The sequence below is a fragment of the Hymenobacter sp. HSC-4F20 genome (assembly GCF_019599275.1).
Lineage (GTDB): Bacteria > Bacteroidota > Bacteroidia > Cytophagales > Hymenobacteraceae > Hymenobacter.
Genome location: NZ_JAHZTD010000001.1, coordinates 964,683 through 990,343 on the forward strand (window position 1 = coordinate 964,683; position 25,661 = coordinate 990,343).

Consider the following 25,661-nt stretch of genomic DNA (forward strand, 5'->3'; position numbering starts at 1 on the left):
CAGAGGATGCTTCACCCAGGAAGCGCCCAGCGCTCCGGCAGGAAGAGGGCCTAGGTAGGGCACGGCTTCTTCCTGCCGGAGCGCTTTGTCAGGGCCCGCCCGGCCGGGGAGGGCAGCTTTCGGGGCGCTTAGGGCCCAGCGGGGTAACGGCCTCAACTGCTTTTCCTTCGGCTGAAAGCAGCCGCTAGTCTTACCTTTGTGCTATGCTTTTCCTTTCGCTCCCGCGCCAGTGGGTCCGCCGGGTGCTGAGTGCCGCTGTGCTGGCCGGCACCTGGTCCTGCGCCACCGACGACCTACACCCGGCTTCCGACCTGTCCGAGCACCTTACCCTGGGTAACCCCAGCGGCGCTACAACCGACGCGCGCACGCCATCCAACTACCTGCTGCTCAAACCACAGTTTGCCCTCTCGTACCACCGCGACCAGGGCAAGCCCAACTGGGTGAGCTGGCACCTGACGACGCGCTGGCTGGGCTCGGCGGCCCGGCAGGATACTTTCCGACCCGACGACGAGCTGCCCATTGCCTGGCACCACGTCACCAGCGCCAGCTACGCTGGCTCGGGCTTCGACCGCGGCCACCAGTGCCCTTCGGCCGACCGCACCGCCACCGTGGCTGACAACGCCGCTACCTTCCTGATGACGAATATGGTGCCCCAGGCCCCACGGAACAACCAGCAAACCTGGGCCAGCCTGGAGGAGTTCTGCCGGCGCCAACTGTCTGGTGGCGCCAACGAGCTCTACGTAGTGTGTGGCAGCTACGGCCGGGGTGGTACGGGCACCGGGGGGTACAGGACTACCCTGGATCAGGGGCGCATTACCGTACCGGCCCACCTCTGGAAAGTTATTGTTATCCTGCCCACCGGCGAGCAAGACGCGGCCCGGGTTACGGCAGCTACCCGCGTTATTGCCGTGGACACGCCCAACACCAATGCCCTCGCCGCTGACTGGACCCAGTACCGCACCAGCGTGGATGCCATTGAGGCGGCCACTGGCTACGATTTACTTTCGGCCGTAAGTCCTACAGTGCAGCAGCAGGTGGAAGCCCGCGTGGATAACGGTCCAGAGTAAGCGGCACGCTCCCACGCTGAATAGTGCCTCACGTACGGGGCGGGTGCTGAAGCCTGGCAATCCGGTTACCGGACAGATTTCGTTAGTAAGCGGAATTTTATGCCTGCATCTGATGATTCCGCTCTACAATACGGCTGGCGTTCCGGTAGCATATGCTGATGATGCCTGCGAGGGGGTGTACGATACAAAAGGTAACGTCGTGGCCTGGTTCGAGCAGGAACTGCTCTACACGGCCCAGGGCCGCTACCTGGGCTGGGTGCACCAAGGCTGGCTCTACGACCGGCACGGGCGCCCCGCGTTATTTGCTGAAAATGCTATTGGGGGGCCCCCGCGCCCAGCTATTCAACCCCGCTATACCACCCTTCCGGCACGAATTCGCCTGGCGGCCCTGCCGCGGCCCCGCCCAGTCCGGCAACCCCGCCCCGCTCGGCGGCGGCACAGCCAGGAATGGTCGCCCTGGTCGGCCCTGACTTATTTCCGGCAATAGCCTGCCTACCCCAGGTATACTAGGGGATAGTGCCCTTCTGCTAGTCGCTGCCAGCTCAGCTGTAGAACGGATAAAATACGCAGTCCTGCGCGGGGAACCCCTACGTGCTAGAGGAGGGCAGGGCTATAGCACCCAGGTAATTGCTATCCGAAGCAGGGCATCGGCCCCGGCTACGGAACGCTGGGAAAGTAGATCCAGGCAGTAGCGTTGCAGCCGAATATCCTGGGCAAAAGATAGGGGAGCCCGCTGGGCGTGGTGAGCCGATACCAATTGAGCTAGTAAAACTGCTGCCGTGGCGTGGTGCTCATCATGCAGAGCGGCCCGAAAAGCTACTTCCGTATCAGACATGGAGGAATACAGGGTACCCCTGTGTAACGGCAACAAGCATACCAAACCCTCGGTGCAGGCTCCAGAGCCTACTCAGGTGGCTTCGCTCTGGGCACCGGGGCCGCCGCTTCGGCGGCGGCCCCGGTGCCTGGCTCTAGTAGCTCATCCACAAGCAACGCCGGATTGAATAAGCCCGTCAAGGCCGCCAGGTCTGCCAGCGCGTGGTCGTTGGTTGAATAAGGCTGGAAAGAGAAATCCGGGTCGGAGAGCGAGGTAGTTGCCATGGGGAGGTATACGGAACTATACCGTGTGTAGCTTGCATATCGGAGCAAGTACCTGAGGTAAGTCAGGGTTCCTTCACCGGCTCCCTGCACGAGGGTGCTCATGGCCAGGCGGGCAAATACATCGTCGGGCAGCGCGGACGCCGTCATCTAGGGCTGTAAGGCGTAGAAGACGGTCAGCCACTGGCCTCTGCATTCAGGCGCGTTCCTCGTCCGTGAAGGGCAGGAGCAGGCGCTGGTTAGCCAGCGTCTTATCCCAGCCTCGGTAGTTGAGCAGGTCTTCTACATAGCATGAAAGGTCTGATAGGTAGCAACTTGGCGCGGCCCTTCGTTATGGGGAACCACCGCGTAGCCATCGGGATGCTCATGTAAGCGACCACCAAGGTTTTCGTACTAAAGAGGCAGGCCGGAAACCAGTAGCATTGTACCGGTGACGTACTAGGAAGGTAGCAGAGACAGACCGGGAGCCTAACGCGTCCGCCTTCAAAGACAGCCGGGGCGCGTCGGCTCTGCGCGTAAGCAGCTACTTCACGGGTAAACCAGTAACGGTGCCCGTGGCCTTGTCCACGGTAAAAGCCGCTTTGTTGGGCATGCGACCAACCCAGTCGGTGCGGGGTACAAGCACCTGCCACTGCGCCTCCAGTTCCAGCACGCGGGCTGAATCCAGCTGGTAGAGAGCCGGGTTAGGTTGCTGCTGCACGTATCGGGCCACGGCCGCACGGGCCGCAGCCGTCGTCGTTGCTCCGGAACCAGACCCTGGCGCCGGGGCCGCAGGTGCAGCCGCACTAGCGGCCGGAGGCGCGGAATGGCAGCTGCTTAGAGCCAATAGAAAGACAAGCGGCAGAGAAAAGCAAAAGAAGTTAACCATGGCGGAAAACTACAAAATGCAGCCTGTATTCTTGGTGGTTTAGTTGCTGGCAATGAGTAGGCGCCGGCGTCTGCGTAAGCATGCACCCCTGGGCCAGCGTGTTCACGGAGCGCCCGCCCCGGTCCCGCCGGCGTCAGGGCTCTTATGCGCTGCTCTACAAAAAATAGGAAGGCAGCTAAAGCGAAGAAAAGGGTATGTCTTCGTGCTAAACACAGAACAACTCTTTGCGTCGCCTCTGGCGGCCCGTCTCAAGAGGTGTACCCCTGTCCTGTTGACGGACCAGCGTAGCAATTCTTGGGCAAGAGGCTACTCTACGCCACTAAGCGCGGCCAAAGCCGCATGTGCTCCCTGGTTGCTGACCTGTTGCCCCCTGCTCGCCCTGTATTCGCAGCAGGGGCTTGCGTCTGAAGCGACCAGGCGTACTAATATGCAGGCCTAGCGCATAATCACTGCCAAGGAAGTGTCTTGCCAAAATAGTTAGCGTAAGCTAATTTAGCTCACCTATTTAGCTAGTTGGGTATGGCTGTCAGAAAAAAGAGTCCGCAAATAATACTTCTGGACATCGGCTCAGGTGAGGAAGTAGACCCCGTAGCTTTCCCTGGCCAGCCAGGAGAAGCTTTTCCTATCGAGGAGAGTGATGCCTCCCTGTGTTTGGCGTGCGGCGAACCGCTGGCCTGGCATGAGGAAGCATGCTCGGCAGCAGATCCGGTGCTACCTGCACCCTTTCCGGAAGCGGCAGCCTTTTCCGACTTTGAGTCTGGCCTAGCCCCCGTACCTTTTGCCTATACCCTCGGCCAGCCCGTACAGCCCGGTTCCGATGCCCGGCCCCATAGAATTGTGTGGCGTGGCCAGGTAAAGGAACGACACCCTCGCACGGGTCTCGTCCGCCGCGTCAATGTCTACCGCCTCGATAATGGGTACTGGGACTGCTACTATGAGGCCGAACTACGGGCTGCCTAAACTTTCACGGTAGCTGCGCAAGCATTCCTCACCGACCGGAGCCAGAAGGCTGCCGTCGAAGACAGTATAACGGACTACGTAGGCAATCGGGTCCAAGGCCACGCGCACCTTTTCTTATCGCGTTTGATCTTCTGCTGGTCGTAGGCCAGAATGGGCCGCTGGCGGGTGGTGCCGTCTTCGTCGCGGAACGTTTCAAGTGTAAGGTCCGAGGGCTTCAGGCGAGCCAGGTCCGAGGAGCGGGACCCGGTGAGGCAGTTGAAGACGAAGGCATCCCGCACCTGCCGCCGGGACTGGTAGTTGGTGCTGCCTTCCTTGAGTTCCAGGGGCTCATGGCGGTAGAGCTGCATGACCTCCTCGAAGGTGAGGGGGGCGCGCTCGACTTCCGCCGAATTGCTAAGGGAGGAAGTTGTGCCTTAAAAGGCACTTCTCTCCTGCAGGGGCTTACTTCTGCGTTGCCGCCACTCGTGGCCAGGTGCCCGATGGATCCTTTTGGAGAAGGGCCGCGTTGCCCTGGTATGTCAACTTCAGTTAAACGCCCCCGCAAAGCCAGCGAAGAAGCTGTGCCTGCCGTCTCCCATGCCGATCGGCTCCTGTCCCTGCACGAGCGGGAAGTCGGGAAAACGGTCATGTACCGGCACGATGCCTGGGGCCACATGGAAACGCGCTTCGTGCGCACGCAGAACGTGGCGGCCTGGGAAGCCAAAGGCTTTTTCCGCCGGTAAGCCTTCTGCTCTACCTCCTACAAGTAAAAAGCCCCTCCGATGTGAAGGGGCTTTTGTTGTATATGGCCTACCAGAGTTACTTACACGCACCCGGCGTAGAAGAAACTAGGCCAGCTCGGCCGGCTTCGCAGCTATTCAGATAAGTTTTGCCATTGCAGCCACAAACCGGGTCCACGTTGGCCGGGCAGGGGCCCGGCTTGATTTGGGTCACGTCGATGCAAGAAGGGTCGGGCTCTGCATCGTCGTTCTTGGAAGCGCAGGCTGCCAGGGAAAAGAGCAGCAGACAGATAGGTAGTCGTGTACGCATGGTAAAGAGGTGGAGAGGAGGCTTTACCAAGCAGATGACGTCACCACTCCAAATGGTTGCACCCTTAGTTACTGGGCGGCCGTTTCGGAAGTAGCCGCCTGCTGGGCGCAGGCCAGGTCCATGTCCATGTACATAATATTCCAGAGGTGGCCGTCGAGGTCCTGGAAGTTGCGGTCGTACATGAATTCCATGTCGTTTTGCGGCTGCTGCGGCACGGCTATTCCCCCGGCGGCCAGGGCCGCGTCAGCGAGGCGGTCCACCTCCGCGCGGCTGTCGGCCGATACACAGAGAATCATTTCGTTGGCCTGGTGGGCATTGACCAAGGGCTTGGCCGTGAACGTCTGGAAGAACGGCTCCACCAGCAGCATCACGTAGATGGTGTCGCTGATGATCATGCAGGTGCCTCTTTCGTCACTCATCTGGGGGTTGAAGTGAAACCCCAACTGGGTGAAGAAGGCTACCGAAGCGCTGAGGTCCTTGACGGGTAGGTTGACATAAATAGTAGTTGCCATGTGCGTAGTGGTGTAGTGGGTACAGGGCAAAAGTAGCGGCTAAAATGCCCCTGCAGGGCCGCTAAACGCGACATTCTGCGGGGGCATTTGCGACACATTTTTAGCAAGCTGGAGGGCTACCGAGCTGCATTCTATTTCATAGATTTTACGGAACTTGAGGAGGTAGCCTTATAAATGCCGGCTGGCCGACTCCTGGTAGTAGCGCCTGGGGGTAGTACTCCATAATTGGCACGGATTCGCTAGTTTGCTGGGGATGAAACGACTTGCCGTACTTGCTGCCCTGTGGGGCGTGGGCGCTGCGACTGCCCAGACCACACCCGTGCTATACCCGAAGCTGAGCAAGACGCTGGACAGCCTGGCCTACGTCGATCAGTGGCCCATGCAGCAGCTGTTCAAGCAACTGCCCGACAGCGCCGGCCGGCATTTGGAGCAGGTGGAGAAGGAGAACTATGCCCGCCACCAACCCGTGCTGGAGAAGATCGTGCGGCAGATCGGATACCCGGGCTTCCGGCAGGTGGGGGAGAAAAGCTCCAACAACTTCTGGCTGCTGGTGCAGCACGCCGACGCGCACCCCGCTTTCCAGCGGCAGGTGCTGGGGCTGATGCTGCCCGAGGTGAAGCGCCAGAATGCCAGCGCCGTCAACTACGCCTACCTGACCGACCGGGTAGCCCTGAATGCGGGTCAGCCGTTGGAGTACGGCACGCAGGTGGAGTACAAAGGCCCGGGACTGGGGAAGGCCGTACCCCGGTCGTTGCGCGACCCCAAGAACGTGGACAAGCGCCGCGCTGCGATGGGCATGGAGCCGCTGCAGCAGTACCTGGACAGGATGAGTGCGTCGCACGAGCAGATGAACAAGCCTAAGTAGGCAGTACTGGAGGCATGGGTAGAAACGAAAAGCCCCTCCACATCGGAGGGGCTTTCCGTATGCTCTCAATATGCCGAAGAACGCTACTCACGGGCACCGGTCAGCTGAGTAGGTATTACGGCCCTGGCAGTGGGACGGCCACGTGAATGCGCACGGACACCGGCTTGCCGTTGATGCGGCCGGGGTGCAGGCGCGGTACGTCGTGCACAGCCAACAGCACGGCCTCTTCCGCCTGCTTATGAGCTGCGCTTTTGGGAGTATTCCGGTATTGAATCTGCTCTTGAAAAATGCCGCCGTACGGACCCACGGTGAAGCTGACGAAGACGGTATCGGGGCGCGGCTGCGCAGAGTCTAGGGTAGGCGTAGCCCGGCGGCTGAGTAGCCGGCCCAACTCTACGTAGGACTTGCTCGGATCCGGCTGGTATTCGGGTTTGCCGGTCAGGCTGGGCATCTGCTCGGCCGTGTAGTAGGGTTCGATGGAATCGCGCCCCGTGTACGGGTGGGTGCGGATCATTTCTTCCCGGCGCTTCACTTCCTGCCAGTCCTCCCGGGTCATGGCCTCCGGCTGTTCATAGGACGTTTGCCGAGAGAAGGAATCAGATATTTCGTAGACCAATAGGGCAAGCAGTTCCACAGGCAGCAGGCCCACAACGACTGCCACGACCCGGACCACGCTCTTGTCGACACAGGCATTGATGATGCCAAGCAAGCCGGCTACCAGGCTCAGAATCAACAGCAGGTAGGTGCTCGACTGTAGGTCGTCGTTGCTGCGCGAGTAGTTGGCGACTTCGAGCACGATGATGGCTACGACTACGGCACAGCTACCGATGAACCAGAGCACCAGTAGCAGTAGGGGGGGGCATGCCCCGCGGAGCAGCGGGTGGGGCTTCGGGGGCAGTAGGCGGAAGCGAAGACATGAGGGGGAATAGCCGGGTGAAATAAACCAGGTCGGTGGGCTACTTCTTGTGGGCGGGGATTAGCTGAATAGAGGAAAAGAAACGGCGGCGCTGCTCAGCGCCACTTACACCTGCCGTATCGGTTAGGTCCTTGGGAATAAAGTTGAAGGCGTAGCCTACCCCGTTGGCCAGCAGGCTACGGGAGTACTTCACCACCAGTTTGCCCGTGCTTTGATGACGAGCTCTGACTTTCACTTCCATGCCGGGGCCCGCCGCCGTAGAGAACCACGTGCGCTCTAACAGGACGCCATCGGTTTGTGCGTTGAGCAGGCCTTTGAGTACGCCATTGTAGTATTTCTGACGGTTCTCTTCGCCCATCACCGTTGCCATCTGTTCTGGCGTCAGCTTCACCTGTATAATCTGGTAAAGCGCGAGGGAATCAGTGGTCCAGAGCACCCGGGTGTTGGGCAGGCTGCGTCCCGTTAACTTGGCCATATCCATCTCCTGGGCAGGATGGGGAAGCAGCACCTGCAACTGCTCATCCACGGCGAAAGGGGCCCAACCGGAACCGATAAATGAAGTAAGGAGCAGGAGTAGAGGGATGAGAGCCCGCAAGAGGTAGCCGTGTTGCATTGTGCAAGATATAGAGCAGGGCAGAGTGAACCTACCGCAGCACCCGCCGCTTCTGCTCCTCAAACTCCTGCTCCGTCAGCACGCCCTGCTTGCGCAGCGGCTGTAGTAGTGCTCGACTACAACCTGCACGACAAGGACACCTGGTGGAGCTACGCCACCTTCTGGTCAGCAGCGGTGTTCGTCGTGGTGACCGTGTGGCGCGCCTTTCGCAACGAAGCCGAGGTCGCTCGCAAGCGCGACCTACTGCCCGCTGTGATTATCCGGCAGCTGGCAGGCTCCAGTCTGCTCAACTGCCAGCGCACCCCCGCCCCGGCCGCCATCGAGTTGCACACGGCTCAGACGGCTGATACCGTACGCTGGGCTACCCAGACCTACGAGGATGCCGGCGGCTACACGCACACCATTCCGGCTGGCTGCGCATGGTAGAGCTCTTATTCTGGCCGGTGTTTGTGGCGCTGCTGGCCTTCATGCAGGGCCGGCTGATGCCTGCCATTCACCGCACCCCGCCCGGTAAGAGGCAAAAGAGCAGTCGGTGGCGCTACACATCATTGGCCCCCTGGCGTACTGTTGGGCGCTGTACCTGGCCCCAACTTGGCCCCACTTGATAGCCGCCATCCTGAGCCGGATACTCCTATTTGACCCCGTGCTGAACTTGGCGGCCCGGCACCCCGCGTTTGAGGTAGGACAGACTGCCCTTTTGGGACCGTGCCCTACGCCGCGTGAGCCCTCGGCATCCTGAACGGTTGAGCGCAGGTCTGCGACTGGTGGTGTTAGCGGTTGGGGTTGTTTTCTTGCTAACCAGCTGCACTGGCTCCAAACCGGAGCCTGTAGAGAGCTGCTCAAATAGCCTGTCAACATTGACAAGCTTATCTGCGAAGCTCCCGGACTCACTTCACCATAAAGCAAGCTCAGGCAGAAGTGAGGAAAGCTTGCTAGGAAAAAAGAGGAAAGCTTAATAGAAACAGCCTAGCAAGCCCGCCCCGTCGGCTGTTTAGCCTACTTCCTCCAGTTCAGCCTAAAAAGCAGAAGGTCAAGAACAGTACCATCATCTACCAAGTAGGCGACGGCAACACAGCTACCCAGGTAGAGACCAAGAAAGCAGAGGCACCAGTACAGGTAGGCCAGGCGCACCAAGCTACCGACAACACCAAGGCGGGCCAGAAGGGCGGGGCCGCAGCTACGGCACCCGGTGCTTAGCCTACGGCAACCAGCGCGAAAAATGGCACCCCGTGGTGGGTATGGCTGCTGGTGTTCGGTGCTGGCTTTACGACTCGACAGTTTAGTCCAGTCCGTGGGTGCTCAGCCAGTTGGTGCCAGCACTGAAGCTAAAACCAACCTAAGCAGTACTCCGTATCTTGCCCCACACTACCTATTGCATCCCATACCAAAAAGCCCCGACAGCTCACAACTGTCGGGGCTTTTTGGTGTAGTCAGTAGGAGAGCAGGACGTCTGGCGAGCCTGTTCAACAGGAAAGAGGCACAGAACGAAAAAACCCGTTGCAAATCATTGATTTACAACGGGTTTGAAAGCCTGTGAGCCCCCTGCCGGGATCGAACCAGCGACCTACTGATTACAAGTCAGTTGCTCTACCAGCTGAGCTAAGGAGGCGTTTAGGTTGGACAAAAGTAGCAGCTCCGATTAAATCAGCAAAGTGATTTATCAGAAATTCTCGGGCTGGATAGGTAAGTGCTTGACTTATCGTTTTATAAAAAAAATGCTCCCCATGTGAGTGGGGAGCATTTTTGCACGCCTGCGGAAAAATAGACTAGCTGCGGATAGTGCGAAGCTGCTTTTTCAACCCGTCAATCCGGCTTTGCGCGTCGTCAATGCGGCCTTGATACTCTTGCCGGAGCTGGCTGGCATTCTTAGAGCGGGCGAAGAATTCCAGATTGGTTTTTAATGTAGATATGTCGTTCTCCAGCTCATTAATTTCCCGCCGTAGGGCTTGCTCTTTTTTATAGAGGAGTTGCTGAGCATCTGGGGCCGATTTAAGCCGTTCGACTTGCAGAGTGAAGAGCAAATCGTTGCGTTCGGCATAGGAAAGTCCTGGTACGGTATCAAGATACTTGGCCATAAGGGCCTGAAACCTTTCCTCGGCCCGGTCGGCATGACGAGCGGCCCCGTCGAAGGCTTGCCACTCGGCTACCTGGTGGCGGAAGCCTTCCAGCGTACCAGGCTGCTCAGCAGAGAGCGTAGCCACGGTTTCGGCTAAGCGGGTCAGGTGTTGGGTTTGCTCCTGACTCAGGTGCTGGGCGTGTTGCTCCCGTTGCCGGGTTTCTTCTTTTTTGCGGTCGAAGAAGGAGTCGCAGGCCGTGCGGAAACGGTTCCAGACTTTGTCAGACTGTTTTTCAGGCACGCGCCCAATCAGTTTCCAGTCTTTCTGGAGGCGGATTACAGTTTCGCGGGCTTCTTCCCAGTTCGGGTTCTGCAACGCCGCTTCCGCCTGCTCGCACAACTCGAGCTTGCGCTTCAGATTAGCATTCTTCTCCTCATCCAGGGCCTTAAAGAACTGGTTCTTCCGTTGGAAAAAGCCCTTGTACGCTACCCAGAACTGCTTGTTCATTGTTTCGGCCTTGTCGCGCGGAACCAAGCCGGCCGCATCCCAGGCTTCCTTGAGTTTCTGCAACTCATCGGTTTTGGCGCGCCACTCGTTTACGCGTTCCGTCTGAAACTCGCCAAAGGGCCGCAGTTGCTCCAGTAGGGCAGCCTTACGCTCCAGGTTGGCATTTTCCTGGGTTTGCCGCGCCGTGAGAAACTCCTTTTTACGATCGTGGACCTGCTCCGAAGCCTGCAAAAAGCGCTGCCAGAGCGTTTCGCGCTGCTCGTTGGGCACGGGGCCGATGTGCTTCCATTCCTCGTGCAGCTGCCGCAGCTCCTGCAAGGCCTTATTGATGCTGGGCTGCTGCTGCAGCGCCCCGGCCCGGGCAATCAACGCTTCTTTTGCCTCCAGATTACGCCGGCGGTCCAGCTCCTTCATCTCGAAGAACAGGCCGCGGTTGTTGTAGTAAATATCGAGTAGGGCGTGGTAGCTGTTCCACAGCTCCTGGGCTTCCTTCTGGGGCACGGGGCCCGTGGCTTTCCAGTCGTGCTGTAGGGCTTTTATGCGGGCCGAGCTATCCTTGGTTTCCGCCGACTCCACTAGCTGGCGAAGCTGGGACAATAGGTACTGCTTGTGGGCCAGGTTCTTAGCCCGCTGCTCATCCTCGGCTTTCGCGTCGCGGGAGCGGCTTTCACGGAAATCCTGCAGGGCCTTGGTGAGTTCGGCGTGCCCAGCCGGCTCAGCCGAGGCAACCTCTTCCGGTTGGCTTCCGGCTTCGCCGCCGCGCTGCCGGGCGGCCTGTACGCCTGCCTCGTACTGGCGGTGCAAGTCAAAAATCTGGCGCCGGTTCTGGCGGGCATCAGGCCGCTGGAGCAGGGACAGCAGGTAGGCGCCCTGCTCGGGCAAAGGCAGACTGGCAAAATCAACGGCGGGCTGCTCCGCCACGTACTCTTCGTCTTCCTCCAAGGCGGGTGCATCGGAAGAAGTAGGCAAGGAGCCAACGGTGGGACTACTTTCCAACGCTTCTGCTACCGTCTCGGTGGCGGGTACGTGTACCTCCGGCGTAACGTGCGGGGTGGCGGATTGCCCGGGCTCGGCGGCTGGCGCGGCCTCCTGGGCCGCGGGAGCAGTGGTGCCATAGTGGGCAACGGCCCGGGCTTCACCGGCGGAGCCTGGGGCCTGCGCTGGGCCGTCAGCTTCGGGGCGAGCCGGAATATGGGCAGCTGATTCGGTGGTGGCGACGACCTCCGGGGTAGGAGCGGCGAGGGGCTCCGCGGTGCCGGCTCCGGCCGGCTCGGTGGAAGCGGGGGGGCCTTGGGCCGGTCGTTCCGTCAGGTCGGCAGAAGCAGGAGTCTGCCGGTCGCGAATTTCGGCCAGGCGACGTTCCAGAATACTCTGGGGCGATTCAGCGTCGTTGGACGAATCGGCAGGGGTAGGGGCGTCTTGTTCGGGTAGCATAAAAGTCAGCGGAAAGACCCCGGAAGGCGGGGTACGTGGAGGCGCTTAATTGAGACGGGGGTCGGTCGGATAGTTGGATAGAACTCGGAATCGGCCCCCTTTTTCGCGCAAAATGGACTGCCAGAAAGCATCCGTGTCCAAAGTAAATACTTTCCCGGCAGCATTAGGGTGTACAATCCAGACATTTTCCTGTACTTCCGCAGCCAGTTGTCCGGCCGTCCAGCCGGAGTAGCCCACGTACAGGCGCACGTCCTCGGGGGCCACGCTGCCCGTGAGCAGTCGTTCGAGCAGGGTCGCAAAGTCCCCACCCCAGTACACGTCCTGGCCTAGGCTCAGCGCCTGGGGCAGATCGGCTAGCCGGTGCACGTAATGCAGCGTATCGGGTTGTACGGGCCCGCCCAGCCCGAGCGGGATGTGGGCGGCGGGAAGCAGGTCTTCCCCCGGCAACTCCAGCACATCCCCGAGCTGGAGGGTGGCCGGGCGGTTGAGCACCAGCCCGAAGGAACCCTCTTCCTCGGAATGGCTGCAGAGCAGCACCACTGTGCGCTCAAAATTTGGGTCCCCAAGGAAGGGTTGAGAAATCAGCAGACTGCCGGGACGAAGACGAGGCATGAAAAGCAGGAAGTTAAGCGTCAAACGGGAGTTGCCTCACGCCGGCGCGACGGCCCCCGTTTCTTGAGGGCGCCGCGCTGGCGCGGGCTCCGGTACACAAGAAGTACGCGAAGCAGGGGGGCGCAGGTTCCGTCCCCCGCCGCTATTGTGCTACCTTGCAGCGGCGATGATTGTTTTCGCGCCCGCATCTTTCCCCACCTTTTGCCGTGCGTGGGGCGCGGGGGGCGCTTTCGCGCTTCGTTTCATTCTGACTTCTACCTGTCATGACCGACTCGCAACTGGCCGCTTTACGGCAGACATATTCCCAGCGTACCCTCACCGAAGCCGACGTGCAACCCCACGCCGTGCGGCAATTCCGGACCTGGCTGGACGAAGCCATTGCCGCCCGGCTGGAGGAGCCCACGGCCATGACGCTGGCTACCGTGAATGAGGCCGGCCAGCCCGCCGCCCGGGTGGTGCTGCTCAAAGGACTGCCCAACGACGAAGGATTTCTGTTCTTTACCAACTACGACTCCCGCAAGGGCCAGGAACTGGCTACCTCACCGCTGGCGGCCCTTACCTTTTTCTGGCCGGGGCTGGAGCGCCAGGTGCGGGTAGAAGGCCGGGTGGAAAAAGCCCCCGAGGCCGTGTCAACCGACTACTTCCAGAGCCGGCCCCGTAGCAGCCAGATCGGGGCTTGGGCCTCCCCCCAGAGCCAGCCTATCCGGAGCCGGGAAGAGCTGGAGCAGCGCGAGCAGGAGGTTGTCCAGCAGTTTGCCGGGCAGCAGCCCCTGCCCCGCCCCCCGCACTGGGGCGGCTACCTGCTCCGGCCCCAGCGGATTGAGTTCTGGCAGGGCCGGCCCTCGCGCTTGCACGACCGGATTGTGTTTGAGCGGGTGGGCCTGGAGTGGCGCCTGAGCCGCCTGGCCCCCTGAGGCAGCAGCCCATTCCCCGCGGAGTACCACGCGGCTTCTGGCCGTCTGGCACCCCGTCCGTTCTTCCCCAAAACTCCACTACCTATCGGTTTGGCTGAAATTCAACCCGTGCGCGGCTGGCGCTACAACGCGGCGCTAAGCCAGCAGATTGACGAGTACGTTTCCCCCTTGTTCGACGTGGTGTCGCCCCGGCAGCGGGAGGCGCTGTACCGCAATCCACTCAACAGCATTCATTTATCGGTGCCGCGGGGCGAGGACCCGGCCGCGGCCGCCCGCCAGCGCCTGCGCCAGTGGCAGGAGCAGGGCGTGCTGGAACAGGATGCGCTGCCGGGTATTTACGCCTACTACCAGTACTTCCGGCTGCCGGGCAGCCCGCGCGAGTACTGCCGCAAGGGCTTTATGTGCCACATCCGGGCAACGGAGTGGGAAGAACAGGTGGTGCTTCGCCACGAAAACACGCTGCCCGCCGCCGTCAGCGACCGGGCCGAGCTGCTGGCCTGCACCGAATTTCAGACCAGCGCCACCCACGGCCTCTACCGCGACGAGGCCTTTGAGCTGGAGCGCTACCTGGACGAGGCCATTGAGAACCCGCTCTACCAGACGGAAGAGGATTACCAGGGCGCCCGGGACGTGCTGGCTGTCATTCAGGACGCGCGCGTGATTCAGCGCTTTCAGCGGGTGCTGGCCGGGCGGCAGGTAATTCTGGCCGACGGTCACCACCGCTACGAAGGCTCCCTGGCCTACCGGCGGGTGCGCCGCGCCGCGGCCGGAGCGGCCTACACGGGGCAGGAGGCCTGGAACTTCCACCTGATGTATTTGACCAATGCCGCCGCCGACGACCTGCGCATTCTGCCCACCCACCGGTTGTTGCTGGAGCTACCCGGCCTGGTGCCGGAGCAGCTGCTCGCGCGGCTGGCCCCGTACTTTACCGTACTTCCCCTGGAGGACCCCTACGACTTGCCCGAGCGTATTGCGGGCAAGCCCTGGGCCTTTGGCCTTTATCTGGGGCAGGGGCAGGGGCAGGGCTACAAAATCCGGCTCCGCCCTGAGGTGCACACCCAGCTCAACTGGCACACCACACCCGAGGTAAAGGCGCTGGACCTGACGGTACTCCACTACTTCGTGCTGGAAAAGGCCCTGGGCATTGTGGGCCCCGAGGCGCAGCGGCAGTGGCCGGGCGTGGCTTACGTGCGCAACTTCTCCGAGTGCCTGAGCCGGGTTGACCAGGGCGAGGCCTGCGCCGCCCTGATTACCAACGAGGTCAGCATGGCCGAGGTGGAGCGCGTGTGCTATTCGGGAGCCGTGATGCCGCCCAAATCTACTTTTTTCTACCCTAAAACCATCGGCGGCTTTCTCTTCAGCAGTATTCACGCTGACGAAACCGCCGCGCCCTTCTATGCCGCTTTCCGCCCCTGATTCCGCCGCTCTGCTGCCCGCGGCCCCCCGGTTAGTACTGGCCTCCAACTCACCCCGCCGCCACCAGCTGCTGCGGGAGCTGGGCCTGGCCTACGAAGTGCGCCTGCGCGAGGTGGACGAAAGCTTCCCGGCCCACTTGGTGCGGGCGGAAGTAGCCGAGTACCTGGCCGCCCGCAAGGCGGCGGCCTACGCCCCCGATCTGGCCGCGGACGAGCTGCTCATCACGGCTGACACGATTGTATGCCTGGACCAGGATGTACTCAACAAGCCGGCCAATGCGGCCGAGGCCGTGCAGATGCTGCTGCGCCTGCAAGGCCGTGCCCACGACGTATACACGGGCGTGTGTTTGCTCTGCGGCGACGGCCGCCAGGTAGTGTTTTCCGACCAGACCCGGGTGCACTTCCGCCCGCTCACGCTGGCCGAAATTGAGCATTACGTGGCCCAGTACCGCCCGCTGGATAAGGCCGGCGCCTACGGAGCCCAGGACTGGCTGGGCATGGTGGCCGTTACCCGGCTCGAAGGCTCGTATTTCAACGTGATGGGCCTGCCCGTGCACCGGGTCTGGGAAGAACTGGTCCGGCTGGGGGCCGTGCGCGTTGGCGTGTAGGGGAGGGCAGAGGACCATCCGGACCTATCCCAGGAACCCCGGCCAGCCGGCAGTTAAAAGACGGGAAAAGTCTTCGGTTGAGCTAGCGCTTTCCTGTGGTTTGACTTACTTCGCAGTTTGAGTGCCCTGTTCCTTCCGTAATGTTGCCCGCTGCTTCCCCCATCCTGTCCCTGCTTCGCCACGCCACGCAGCCCTACCACGCGGCCCTGGAGCAAAACGAGTTCAACCGTCAGCTGCTGGCCGGCACCGTTTCGGCTGCGGCAACGGAGCACTTTCTGGGCAAGCTCTACACCTTTCTGCGGCCCTACGAGGCCGCCCTGGACCAGCAGTTCTTTAGTGCCGACTGGGAGATAGAAGCCCGGCATCGGGCCCACCTGATTGCGCAGGACCTGCCGGGGGTAGGGGCCCTGCCCGACTGCCCGCGTATGCCCCCGCTACGCACCCGGGCGCAGGTGCTGGGCGCCATGTACGTGCTGGAAGGCTCTACCCTGGGCGGGCAGCTCATCAGCCGGCAGCTGGCCAAAGCCGGTAGTACGCTCCGTACGTATTTTACCGGGTACGGCGAGCAAACGGGCAGCCGGTGGAAACGGTTCTGCCTACTGCTGGCCGCTGAAGCCGAGGAAGAGCCGCCGCAGGCGGAAATCGTCGGGTCCGCTATTCTTACCTTTCAACACTTACACGCGTGGATCGAACAGCCGTAATCACTACCGATGAGCGTTTGATCAACGCACCCGTCGCGCTGACTACCTGCGACCGGGAACCGATTCATATTCCCGGCTCGGTACAGCCGCACGGGTTTCTGCTGGCCTTGCAGGAAAGCACCCGCCGGATCGTGCACGCCAGCGCCAACACTGCCGCGCTGCTGGGCATTGCTGCCTCGGACCTGCTCGGGGCAGGCTTGGAGCGGCTGCTGAGCCCGGCGCAGGTTGCCGAAGTAGAGCAGCGCTACGCGGCCCTCACCCAGGACGCCCAGCTGCTGAGCGTGCAGCTGGCGCAGCTGCCCGACCGGCCCCACTACAAGCTGATTCTGCACCGCTACGACCAGCTGCTGTGGCTGGAGTTCGAACCGGTGCCCGCTACGGAGAAGGGCGCCGCGCTGGATCTGCCCACCCTCAACGCGGCCCTGGGACAGATGCTGTCGGCCGGGTCGGTGCTGGAATTCTGCCAGCGGGCCGTGGACGAAATCCGGGCCCTTACGGGCTTTGACCGGGTGCTCATGTACCGCTTTGCCGAGGATGCCAGCGGAGAAGTAGTAGCCGAAGCCAAGCGCGCCGACCTGGAGCCCTTCCTGGGCCTGCATTATCCCGCCACCGACATTCCGCAGCAGGCCCGGGCCCTGTACCTGAAAAACTGGCTGCGCTTTATTCCCGACGTCGACTACGTGCCCGCCCCGCTCGTGCCGGTGCTGCACCCCACAGCCGGGCGCCCGCCCGACATGACCCACGCGGTGCTGCGTAGCGTCTCGCCCATTCACCTGGAGTACCTGCGCAACATGGGCGTGGCCGCAACCATGACCATTTCCGTGATTCAGGACGGCAAGCTCTGGGGGCTCATGACCTGCCACCACCTGAGCCCACGCCTGCTTAGCTACGAGCTGCGCGAGTTGTGTCTGTTTATCGGGAAGACGTTTTCGGCCTTGCTGGCCAACAAGCAGCAGCACGACGACTACGCCTACCAGCTGCACATCCGCCAGACCCAGGCCCGCCTGTTTGAGCACGTGGGCCGGCAGGCTAACTTCCTGGAGGGCCTTTACCAGCACACGCCTACGGTGAAGGACGTGTTCGAATGCGGCGGGGCGGCCATTTGCTTTGCTGATTCCATCATTACCCTGGGCGCTACGCCTTCGCAGGCCCAGATCCGGGAACTAACCCAGTGGCTGGGCCAGCACATGCGGGAGGATGTGTTTTACACCAACTCTTACGCCGAGCACAACCCCGCCGGGCTGGCCATGCGCGGCACCGCCAGCGGGGTACTGGCCATTTCGCTGGCCCAGGAGCCGGGCGACTACCTTATCTGGTTCCGGCCCGAGCAGCTGCAAACCGTCACGTGGGCCGGTAAAACCCAGAAGGCCGAAGTGCTCCGCGACGGGCAGTTGCAGCTCTCGCCCCGGCAATCGTTTGACGCCTGGCGGCAGCTGGTGGATAACACGGCCCTGCCCTGGCGGCAGCTGGAAGTGGCGGCGGCCGAAGAAATCCGGCTGCACCTGGCCGATGTGCGGCTGAAGATTTTCAACGAGCTGCAGGCCCGCGCAGCCGATTTAAACCGGCTCAACGCCGAGCTGGAGCGCAGCAACGATGAGCTGGACTCCTTCGCTTACGTCGCCTCCCACGACCTGAAGGAACCCCTGCGCGGCATTCACAACTATTCGGTGTTCCTGCTGGAAGATTATGCCGATCAGCTCGATGCCGACGGGGTAAGTAAGCTGCAAACCCTGGTGCGGCTAAGCCAGCGCATGGAAGCCCTGATTGAGTCGCTGCTGCAACTCTCCCGTCTGGGCCGGCAGGAGCTTACCGTCTCAGAAACCAACATGGGCGAGGTCGTAGCCGAAATACTGGAGCTGCTGCAGCCCCGTCTCGAGCAACTGCGCACCACCGTCACGGTGGTGGAGCCGCTGCCCACGCTGCGCTGCGACCGAATCCGGGTGCAGGAAGTGCTCATTAACCTGCTCACCAACGCCATGCGCTACCACGATGCTCCCGAGGGAGCCGTGCGAATTGGGGTGGCCCCGGCCGGCGTTACCGGGCCGCGCGGTACGGGGAATCCGCAGGACTATTACGTGTTCTACGTGCAGGACGACGGCATCGGCATTGACCCCCGGCACCACCACACTATTTTCAAGATCTTCAAGCGTTTGCACGCCCAGGATAAGTACGGGGGCGGTACGGGGGCAGGCTTGGCTATTGCGCGCAAAATGATTGAGCGGCACGACGGCGAATTGTGGGTGGAATCCGTACTAGGACAAGGGGCTACCTTTTACTTTTCTCTTTCAAAGTACCTGTAAACTAAGTGACCATTTCATCTCTAAAACCTATCCTGGTGGTGGAAGACAGCGCGGAAGACTTTACGGCCCTGGGCCGGGCCTTCCGCAAACAAGCCCTACCCAACCCGGTGCTCCGCTGCGAGGACGGGGACCAGGCCCTGGACTATCTGCAGGGGTATGGTCAGCGGCCCGGCTGGCCGGCCCTGCTGCCTGCGTTCGTACTGCTGGACCTGAACATGCCCGGTACCGACGGGCGCACGGTGCTTAGCGTGCTGAAACAAGACCCCCGGCTGCGGTCTATTCCGGTGATTATCCTGAGTACTTCTTCCAGCAGCCAGGACATTGAGGACTGCTACCGTTTAGGGGCCAACAGCTACCTGACCAAGCCTATTGAATACGCTTCGCTGGAAGAAAAAGCCCGGCTGTTGGTTCACTATTGGCTTGGCGCTGCCGAGCTGCCACGGCTGAGCTAGGCATGAGCGGAGTGAAAAAGATTTTACTGATTGATGATAACGAGCAGGACCGGGTGCTCTACAAACGCTACCTGCGCCGGGCCGTGGGCCCGGTGGAGTTTGCCATTGAGGAAGCCGCCTCCGGCCAGGACGGCGTGGTTCTGTTTCAGCGCTGGCAGCCCGACTGCGTACTGCTCGACTACAACCTGCTCGATACCGATGGTCTGACCTTGCTTGAGGAGCTGCGGCAGCTGGTTCCGCCTGATACCCTGTGCGTGGTGATGATTACCGGGGGCGGCAGCGAGCAGCTGGCCGTACGCGCGCTCAACAACGGGGCCCTCGATTATTTGGTGAAGCAGCACTTTGATCAGGAACTGCTTTGCAAAACTGTTATCCACGCCATCGAGAAAAACGAGTGGCGTCAGCGCGTGGCGCAGCACCATGAGGAGCTGGCCACCGTGAATGCACAACTGCGCGAGTCGCTGGCCGAGCTGACGCAGGCGCGCCAGCAGGTGCAGCACTCCAACCGTCAGCTGCTGGCTGCGAATGCCGAAGTGGAGGCCCGCAATCAGATCCTGCGCGTAACGAACCAGCAACTGGCCCGCACCAACGCGGACCTGGATAACTTTGTGTACGCCGCCTCTCACGATTTGCGGCAGCCCGTCAATAACCTGCAGGGCCTGTTTGATGAGCTGCGGCGTAGTGCTACCTTTCACGATCCGGAAGAAAGCTACGTGTTGCAACTCGTAGACGAGTCGCTGCGCGACCTCTCGTCTACCATCAATGGGCTGGCTGCTATCGTGCAGGAAACCCGGCAGCCGGGGCAGCAGCAGGTGGAAGCCGTGCCCCTGCGTGAAGTAGTTGCGGAGGTGCTGCAAACCCTGCGGCCCCAGGTGCTGGAGACGGAGGCCGAAATTCACACCGACTTCGAGGCCCTGCCCGAGCTTCCCTACGTACGCAGTAACCTGCGTACTATTTTACTGAATCTGCTGACCAATGCCCTCAAATATCGGCACGCCGCCCGCCGGCCGCGGGTATGGCTACGCAGTCAGGCGGTAGCGGGACAAACCGTGCTGGAGGTGCGGGACAACGGCTTAGGTATCGATTTACAACGCCATGGGGCGGAGCTGTTCAAGCTCTTCCGGCGTTTTCATCACCAGGCTGGCGAAGGTACCGGCGTGGGCCTGTTCCTGGTGAGCCGGCTGGTGGAAGGACGGGGTGGACGCATCGAGGTGGAAAGCCAACCCGACGAGGGCACCACGTTTCGCTTGTACCTGTAGTCGAGGCGGAGCCGGTGGCTCGGCTTAAAAGGGAAGCTCAGGCACCGGCTCGCCGGGACGGGCGTACCCGTAGCGGGCCACCGGCTCGGCAGTGTAGTAGGTATCAAGCCCGCTCAGGGCCACGGTACCGGCAGCCGGCAGATTGAGTGAGCCATCCGGCCGCAGGGCGGCGGGCGGGAGGTAGAGGTGCCGTACGTGCCCCACGAGCAGCACGGTACCGTTAGCCTGGATAGGAAGTTCTTCCACCAGTTCCAAGCCGATCTGCACGTGGCTTTCCCGTACGTAGGGGGCGGCAAAGTTGTCGTGATACTGCGGGGTGAGGGCACAGGCGGCAAACTCGGAAATCTCGCGTGCCACGTTTGCCGACGTAGCATGAGCAGCCCGCAAGATACCCGTGTGCACATGGTTGAGCGTGTAGTAGCGCGTCGCCCGGATGTTATCGTAGGAGTGGCGCGGTGCGGTAGGAGGCCGCATCATGAGCCCGAGCAAAGCCGGATCGGAGCCCAGGTGTACCACGGAGCTGATGAGCGCCAGGTTCGGATGGCCCGTGGCATCCTGGGTCCCCAACAGGTTGGCGGACTTAAAGCCGGTAATACCATTGATGAGGTTGAGGCGAAACACCTTTTCCAGTTCGGGGAAGTCAGCGGCGGTAAAATGGAGCATGGGTACGGGCGAAAGTCAGGGTGCGGTACAGTACTAACGGGCGGGCGGGTAAAAAGTCGTGCGCATTAGCGCTGGCAGCACCAAAAAAGCTGTATTTATTTTTCTGCAGAAGCAGAAAAATAAATACAGCTTTACACGAAAAAAATAGGTGCTGTTCGTGCCTACGGCATCAGTACTTTATCAACTACGTGAATTACACCGTTGCTTTGAAGTACGTCGTACGTTGAAATACTGGAGATATTTCCTTTTTCATCTTGCAGGACTACGTTTTTCGGTCCGTTCATCATGGCTTTGAGCGTACCGCCGCTAACGGTTTTAAGTGTAGCCGTGCCTTTACCGGACTTGATAGCTGCCATAAGCTTATCGGCCGTTAGGTTGCCGGCTACCACGTGGTAGGTTAGGATCTTGGTCAGAGTCGCTTTGTTTTCGGGCTTTACCAGGCTTTCAACAGTGCCAGCGGGGAGGGCGCTAAAGGCCGCGTTCGTGGGAGCAAATACGGTGAAAGGGCCCTTGCCTTGCAGGGTTTCTACCAGACCGGCGGCTTTCACAGCGGCTACCAGCGTGGTGTGGTCCTTGGACTTTACGGCGTTTTCGACAATATTCTTGTTGGGATACATCGCCTCCCCACCCACCGATACGGTCCCGGGAGTAAGCGTGGCCTGCGCCAGGGCGGAGGTAGTACCCAGCAGGGCTAGGAAGGCAAGGGAAAAGAACTGCTTTTTCATAAACAACAGGAAAAGGGTGGGTAAGAAGTAACTTGCTGGCATCTACGCCCTGGTATTTCCCATCGGATTTCGGTGCCTGAAAAAATATTTTTTAGCCCTGTAGTAGTATTCTGGTATTTAACTCGATAACTAAATAAGCAGTAGTGAAGTAACGCTGCGGCAGGGTAAAAGGAATTGTAGCAGTGCAACTGCTTGAAATTATCTGCTAGTGTCAATTTGTGCTGGACATGATTAAATACTTTCCGAAAAGGTAGGAGACCTACCCGGGGCGGATGGGGTGAGGCGGAGGGAGAGGGGGACCGCCGGCCCGCATTTTGGCTGTACTTTTAGGCGTTGTATTTATCTCCCCTGTATGTCACCCATCCCAACAGTTCCGGCCGACGTTGCTGCAGTTTTACTTACCCGTACGGTCGAGTTTATCCGTGAGAAATTTCTGCACGAAGGCTCAGGCCACGACTGGGAGCATATTCGCCGGGTGTGGCAGGTTGCCCGTGCCCTGGCCCGCCAGACGCCCCAGGCCGATGCGCTGGTGACCGAACTAGGGGCGTTGCTGCACGACGTAGCTGACTGGAAGTTCCACGGCGGCGATGAGGAAGCGGGCCCGCGGGCGGCCCGGCAGTGGCTGGAAAGCCAGCACGCTCCGGAATCAGTTATTGAAGGCGTAGAAAAGATTATCCGCGAAATCAGCTTCAAGGGCCTCGGAGTAGCTACCCCCATGAGCACCCTGGAAGGGGAGCTGGTACAGGATGCCGACCGCCTCGATGCCATTGGGGCTATTGGGGTAGCCCGGGCCTTCGCCTACGGCGGCCACAAAAACCGCCCCTTGCATGACCCCAGCGTGCCGCCCGTCCGGCACGATTCCTTCGAGAGCTACAAGCAGAATACGGCCCCAACCATCAACCACTTCTACGAGAAGCTGCTGCACTTGCGGGAACGGCTGAACACGCCCGCTGCCCGTCGGGTGGCCGAGGAACGACATGCCTATCTGGAGCAGTTTCTGGCTCAGTTCCTGCGCGAGTGGGAAGGGCAGGATGTGGCCGAGCTCTAATTTCTATCTTTACCCCATGCCTTTCGTCTCTACTATTTCCCGCTGCCTGCTGCTGGCAGCGTGCCTGCTATCAGTGGTTTCGTGCCGCACCTGCCCCATTGTTTCCTGCCACACCCGTAAGGTGCATCTGCACAGCGGGGTGAAGTACCGTGGACAGCCCTTTTTCAAGAAGCAGAACCCGGCCATTGGCGAGAAAATCAAGGTGCACAAGCAGGAAACAGGCAAGCACAAAAACGACCGCAGCAAGACGCTGAAATAGCCCGCAAATCGGGCTTCTGGCTAGGTAAATCGGGGTTTTTTGCCTATCTTGCAGTCTTAAAGAAGTTCACTCTCACGGGCCAGGAAGCTCCTCCTTTGGAGCCCCGCTGGCCGACTACACTCTCCCTATGGCGGAAGGCGAAAAGATCATTCCGATAAACATTGAAGATGAGATGCGTGGGGCCTACATCGACTACTCGATGTCGGTTATCATCTCCCGGGCTCTGCCCGACGTGCGCGACGGGCTGAAACCCGTGCACCGGCGCGTACTCTACGGCATGTCGGAGTTGGGCGTATCCTACAACAAATCCTATAAAAAGAGCGCCCGTATCGTGGGGGAAGTGCTCGGTAAGTACCATCCCCACGGCGACTCCTCGGTCTATGACACCATGGTGCGCATGGCCCAGGACTGGAGCCTGCGCTACCCCCTGGTAGACGGTCAAGGCAACTTTGGTAGCATCGACGGCGACTCGCCGGCGGCTATGCGCTACACCGAAGCCCGCCTCAAGCGCCTGGCCGACGAAATGCTCGGCGACCTGGACAAGGATACTGTGGATTTCCAGCCCAACTTCGACGACTCCCTGGAGGAGCCGTCGGTGATGCCGGCCAAGTTTCCGAACCTGCTGGTAAACGGTACCACCGGTATTGCCGTGGGTATGGCGACCAACATGGCCCCGCACAATCTTACGGAGGTTGTCGATGGCATTACGGCCTACCTCTCGAACCCCGACATTACGGTGGCCGAGCTCATGGAACACGTAACCGCGCCTGACTTCCCGACGGGCGGGATTATCTACGGCTACGAGGGCGTGAAGCAGGCGTTTGAAACCGGCCGGGGCCGGGTGGTGATGCGGGCCAAGGCCCACTTCGAAACCACTGCTTCGGGCAAGGAGCAGATTGTCGTGACCGAAATTCCCTACATGGTGAACAAGGCCTCGATGATTGAGAAGACGGCGGCCCTGATCAATGAGAAGAAGATCGAGGGCATTGCTGACCTGCGCGACGAGTCGGACCGCGACGGTATGCGCATCGTGTATGACCTGAAGCGCGACGCCATGCCCACGGTGGTCCTGAACAACCTGTTCAAGTACACCCAGCTGCAGTCCTCTTTCGGGGTCAACAACGTGGCCCTGGTAAAGGGTCGCCCGATGACGCTCAACCTGAAGGATCTGATTCAGCACTTCGTGGAGCACCGCGCCGATGTGGTAGTGCGCCGGACCCGCTACGAGCTGGCTGAAGCCCAGAAGCGGGCCCATATCCTGGAAGGCCTGCTCATTGCCCTCGACCACCTCGACGAGGTAATTGCCCTGATCCGCGCCTCCCGCGATGGTGACGCCGCCCGCTTGCAGCTCATTGAGCGGTTCTCGCTGAGCGAAGTGCAGGCCCGCGCCATCCTGGACATGCGTTTGCAGCGCCTCACCGGCCTGGAGCGCGACAAGCTCGTGCAGGAGTACAACGACCTGATGGCCCTCATTGACCACCTGAAGGCCGTACTGGCCTCGGAGGACATGCAGCGCGACATTATCCGGCAGGAACTGGTTGACATCAAGGAGCGCTACGGCGATGCCCGCCGTACCACCATTGAGTACGCCGGTGGCGACTTCTCGATGGAAGACATGATTGCCGACGAGAGCATGGTCATTACCATCTCGCGCGAAGGGTACATCAAGCGCACGGCCCTGGATGAATACCGGGCCCAGGGTCGGGGAGGAGTAGGGGCCCGCGGGGCAGCTTCCAAGCAGGACGACTTTACCGAGCACCTGTTTGTGGCTACTACCCACGAGTACCTGCTGTTTTTCACCGAAGCCGGCCGCGTATTCTGGCTGAAAGTATACGAGGTGCCGGAAGGCGGCAAGAACACCAAGGGCCGTCCCATTCAGAACTTGATTGAGATTCCGCGCGAAGACTCCGTACGTTCCGTGCTGAACGTGCGTGGCCTGCGCGACCCGGACTACCTCGACAATACTTTCCTGATGTTCTGCACCGAGCAGGGCACGGTAAAGAAAACTCCGCTGGAGGCCTATTCACGGCCGCGGGCCGCCGGTATCAACGCCATTACCATCAACGAAGGCGACCGGCTGCTGGACGTACAGCTGCTCAACGGCAACTCGGAGGTAGTGCTGGCGTTGCGTTCGGGTCGGGCCGTACGCTTCCCCGAAGAAAAAGTGCGCTCCATGGGCCGCACGGCCGCCGGGGTGCGGGGCATCACGCTGGCCGAGGACATGCCCGATGACCGGGTTGTCGGTATGGTGTGCATTGATAAAGACAGTCAGGACGAGCTGCTGGTCGTGTCGGAGAACGGCTACGGTAAGCGCAGCCCCCTGGAAGAGTACCGCATTACTAACCGCGGGGGAAAAGGCGTGCGGGCCATGAAGCTCACCGACAAAACCGGGCAACTGGTGACCATTAAAGCCGTTAGCGACGCGGACGACTTGATGATTATCAACAAGTCTGGCATTACTATCCGGCTGCGAATGAGCGAGCTGCGGAGCATTGGCCGGGCCACGCAGGGCGTACGCCTGCTGAAAATCAGTCAGGGTGACGAAATCTCTTCCGTAGCCAAGGTGGCCTCGGAAGAGAAAGAAGCCGGGCTGGAGGAACCCTTGGACGGACTGTTTTCAAGTGGTGCCCCGAACGAGCCGGCGCTACTGGCTTCTGAGGACGCAGACCTCACGGCGCCGGATTCCCTCAGCGCTAATTAACTTGCGGCGGCAGAACTCATCGGTGAGTTCTGCCGTTTGCGTTGCAATTCCTTTCACTAACCTGCTCATTCTTCAGAAAAC

28 protein-coding genes and 1 tRNA gene are annotated in these 25,661 nt (G+C 60.7%); 16 read left to right on the forward strand and 13 right to left on the reverse strand.

What is annotated here, in order from left to right:
- Positions 1–203: 203 nt before the first annotated feature.
- Together K3G63_RS04110 and K3G63_RS04115 are read left to right on the forward strand one after the other, a co-directional pair.
- Entirely contained in the window at positions 204–1,067 is an 864-nt protein-coding gene (locus K3G63_RS04110) for a DNA/RNA non-specific endonuclease (protein ID WP_220612808.1), read from the forward strand.
- Positions 1,068–1,179: 112 nt separating this feature from the next.
- A complete protein-coding gene (locus tag K3G63_RS04115) occupies positions 1,180–1,554 on the forward strand; it encodes a 4-fold beta flower protein (RefSeq protein WP_220612809.1) in 375 nt (124 codons plus the stop codon).
- 123 nt (positions 1,555–1,677) lie between these two features.
- On the opposite strand, the gene K3G63_RS04120 is transcribed toward K3G63_RS04115, so the two are convergent.
- The 3 genes from K3G63_RS04120 to K3G63_RS04130 form a co-directional block, all read right to left on the reverse strand.
- Complete coding sequence (locus tag K3G63_RS04120) at positions 1,678–1,902, reverse strand: hypothetical protein (RefSeq protein ID WP_220612810.1); 225 nt, start codon at positions 1,900–1,902, stop codon at positions 1,678–1,680.
- A 68-nt stretch (positions 1,903–1,970) separates the two neighbouring features.
- Positions 1,971–2,165 (reverse strand): hypothetical protein, encoded by a 195-nt coding sequence (locus K3G63_RS04125; protein WP_220612811.1) that lies wholly within the window; start codon positions 2,163–2,165, stop codon positions 1,971–1,973.
- 520 nt (positions 2,166–2,685) lie between these two features.
- Positions 2,686–2,874, reverse strand: coding sequence for a hypothetical protein (locus K3G63_RS04130; protein ID WP_220612812.1), 189 nt, complete (start codon positions 2,872–2,874; stop codon positions 2,686–2,688).
- Positions 2,875–3,549: 675 nt separating this feature from the next.
- Here K3G63_RS04130 and K3G63_RS04135 point away from each other — a divergent pair.
- Positions 3,550–3,990, forward strand: coding sequence for a hypothetical protein (locus tag K3G63_RS04135; protein WP_220612813.1), 441 nt, complete (start codon positions 3,550–3,552; stop codon positions 3,988–3,990).
- 74 nt (positions 3,991–4,064) lie between these two features.
- Here K3G63_RS04135 and K3G63_RS04140 read toward each other — a convergent pair whose 3' ends face one another.
- A complete protein-coding gene (locus tag K3G63_RS04140; RefSeq protein WP_220612814.1) occupies positions 4,065–4,337 on the reverse strand; it encodes a hypothetical protein in 273 nt (90 codons plus the stop codon).
- A gap of 168 nt (positions 4,338–4,505) precedes the next feature.
- Here K3G63_RS04140 and K3G63_RS04145 point away from each other — a divergent pair, with 168 nt between their 5' ends.
- On the forward strand, positions 4,506–4,712 hold the full coding sequence (locus tag K3G63_RS04145; protein WP_220612815.1) for a hypothetical protein: 207 nt from the start codon (positions 4,506–4,508) through the stop codon (positions 4,710–4,712).
- Between the two features lie 76 nt (positions 4,713–4,788).
- Here the strand turns inward: K3G63_RS04145 and K3G63_RS04150 are convergent, their stop codons facing one another.
- Together K3G63_RS04150 and K3G63_RS04155 are read right to left on the reverse strand one after the other, a co-directional pair.
- Positions 4,789–5,019: a Kazal-type serine protease inhibitor gene (locus K3G63_RS04150; RefSeq protein ID WP_220612816.1), complete on the reverse strand. Its 231-nt coding sequence runs from the start codon at positions 5,017–5,019 to the stop codon at positions 4,789–4,791.
- 68 nt (positions 5,020–5,087) lie between these two features.
- Complete coding sequence (locus K3G63_RS04155; protein WP_220612817.1) at positions 5,088–5,531, reverse strand: VOC family protein; 444 nt, start codon at positions 5,529–5,531, stop codon at positions 5,088–5,090.
- Positions 5,532–5,784: 253 nt separating this feature from the next.
- On the opposite strand from K3G63_RS04155, the gene K3G63_RS04160 reads away from it, so the two are divergent.
- Positions 5,785–6,396, forward strand: a complete 612-nt coding sequence (locus tag K3G63_RS04160; protein WP_220612818.1) for a DUF6624 domain-containing protein — start codon at positions 5,785–5,787, stop codon at positions 6,394–6,396.
- 115 nt (positions 6,397–6,511) lie between these two features.
- Here the strand turns inward: K3G63_RS04160 and K3G63_RS04165 are convergent, their stop codons facing one another.
- Positions 6,512–7,237 (reverse strand): hypothetical protein, encoded by a 726-nt coding sequence (locus K3G63_RS04165; RefSeq protein ID WP_220612819.1) that lies wholly within the window; start codon positions 7,235–7,237, stop codon positions 6,512–6,514.
- A gap of 115 nt (positions 7,238–7,352) precedes the next feature.
- Positions 7,353–7,925 carry a hypothetical protein gene (locus K3G63_RS04170; protein WP_220612820.1) on the reverse strand — a complete coding sequence of 191 codons (573 nt, stop codon included), beginning with the start codon at positions 7,923–7,925 and terminating at the stop codon, positions 7,353–7,355.
- A gap of 108 nt (positions 7,926–8,033) precedes the next feature.
- On the opposite strand from K3G63_RS04170, the gene K3G63_RS04175 reads away from it, so the two are divergent.
- The gene (locus K3G63_RS04175) at positions 8,034–8,351 is read left to right on the forward strand and encodes a hypothetical protein (protein ID WP_220612821.1); all 318 of its coding nucleotides are present in this window, start codon (positions 8,034–8,036) and stop codon (positions 8,349–8,351) included.
- 1,110 nt (positions 8,352–9,461) lie between these two features.
- On the opposite strand, the gene K3G63_RS04180 is transcribed toward K3G63_RS04175, so the two are convergent.
- From K3G63_RS04180 to K3G63_RS04190, 3 genes are all read right to left on the reverse strand, one after another.
- Positions 9,462–9,534: transfer RNA gene (locus tag K3G63_RS04180), tRNA-Thr, on the reverse strand.
- A 157-nt stretch (positions 9,535–9,691) separates the two neighbouring features.
- A complete protein-coding gene (locus K3G63_RS04185; protein WP_220612822.1) occupies positions 9,692–11,923 on the reverse strand; it encodes a DUF349 domain-containing protein in 2,232 nt (743 codons plus the stop codon).
- 45 nt (positions 11,924–11,968) lie between these two features.
- Positions 11,969–12,535 (reverse strand): YqgE/AlgH family protein, encoded by a 567-nt coding sequence (locus tag K3G63_RS04190; protein ID WP_220612823.1) that lies wholly within the window; start codon positions 12,533–12,535, stop codon positions 11,969–11,971.
- Positions 12,536–12,798: 263 nt separating this feature from the next.
- Between K3G63_RS04190 and pdxH the strand changes: the two genes are divergently transcribed.
- The 7 genes from pdxH (at position 12,799) to K3G63_RS04225 (ending at position 20,184) form a co-directional block, all read left to right on the forward strand.
- Positions 12,799–13,449, forward strand: coding sequence for a pyridoxamine 5'-phosphate oxidase (gene pdxH, locus K3G63_RS04195; protein WP_220612824.1), 651 nt, complete (start codon positions 12,799–12,801; stop codon positions 13,447–13,449).
- Between the two features lie 90 nt (positions 13,450–13,539).
- Positions 13,540–14,865, forward strand: a complete 1,326-nt coding sequence (locus K3G63_RS04200; protein WP_220612825.1) for a DUF1015 domain-containing protein — start codon at positions 13,540–13,542, stop codon at positions 14,863–14,865.
- Entirely contained in the window at positions 14,846–15,472 is a 627-nt protein-coding gene (locus K3G63_RS04205) for a Maf family nucleotide pyrophosphatase (RefSeq protein ID WP_220612826.1), read from the forward strand. The genes K3G63_RS04200 and K3G63_RS04205 overlap by 20 nt, the downstream gene beginning before the upstream one ends.
- Positions 15,473–15,612: 140 nt before the next feature.
- The gene (locus K3G63_RS04210) at positions 15,613–16,173 is read left to right on the forward strand and encodes a biliverdin-producing heme oxygenase (RefSeq protein ID WP_220612827.1); all 561 of its coding nucleotides are present in this window, start codon (positions 15,613–15,615) and stop codon (positions 16,171–16,173) included.
- The gene (locus K3G63_RS04215; RefSeq protein ID WP_220612828.1) at positions 16,155–18,473 is read left to right on the forward strand and encodes an ATP-binding protein; all 2,319 of its coding nucleotides are present in this window, start codon (positions 16,155–16,157) and stop codon (positions 18,471–18,473) included. The genes K3G63_RS04210 and K3G63_RS04215 overlap by 19 nt, the downstream gene beginning before the upstream one ends.
- Positions 18,474–18,478: 5 nt before the next feature.
- The gene (locus K3G63_RS04220; RefSeq protein ID WP_220612829.1) at positions 18,479–18,925 is read left to right on the forward strand and encodes a response regulator; all 447 of its coding nucleotides are present in this window, start codon (positions 18,479–18,481) and stop codon (positions 18,923–18,925) included.
- A gap of 11 nt (positions 18,926–18,936) precedes the next feature.
- Positions 18,937–20,184, forward strand: coding sequence for an ATP-binding protein (locus K3G63_RS04225; RefSeq protein WP_220612830.1), 1,248 nt, complete (start codon positions 18,937–18,939; stop codon positions 20,182–20,184).
- A gap of 24 nt (positions 20,185–20,208) precedes the next feature.
- Here K3G63_RS04225 and K3G63_RS04230 read toward each other — a convergent pair whose 3' ends face one another.
- Entirely contained in the window at positions 20,209–20,847 is a 639-nt protein-coding gene (locus K3G63_RS04230) for a flavin reductase family protein (protein WP_220612831.1), read from the reverse strand.
- A gap of 161 nt (positions 20,848–21,008) precedes the next feature.
- Complete coding sequence (locus K3G63_RS04235) at positions 21,009–21,572, reverse strand: fasciclin domain-containing protein (RefSeq protein ID WP_220612832.1); 564 nt, start codon at positions 21,570–21,572, stop codon at positions 21,009–21,011.
- Positions 21,573–21,924: 352 nt separating this feature from the next.
- On the opposite strand from K3G63_RS04235, the gene K3G63_RS04240 reads away from it, so the two are divergent.
- From K3G63_RS04240 to gyrA, 3 genes are all read left to right on the forward strand, one after another.
- Positions 21,925–22,620 (forward strand): HD domain-containing protein, encoded by a 696-nt coding sequence (locus K3G63_RS04240; RefSeq protein WP_220612833.1) that lies wholly within the window; start codon positions 21,925–21,927, stop codon positions 22,618–22,620.
- Between the two features lie 16 nt (positions 22,621–22,636).
- Positions 22,637–22,879, forward strand: coding sequence for a hypothetical protein (locus K3G63_RS04245; protein WP_220612834.1), 243 nt, complete (start codon positions 22,637–22,639; stop codon positions 22,877–22,879).
- A gap of 127 nt (positions 22,880–23,006) precedes the next feature.
- Positions 23,007–25,580 (forward strand): DNA gyrase subunit A, encoded by a 2,574-nt coding sequence (gene gyrA, locus K3G63_RS04250; protein WP_220612835.1) that lies wholly within the window; start codon positions 23,007–23,009, stop codon positions 25,578–25,580.
- Positions 25,581–25,661 lie beyond the last annotated feature (81 nt).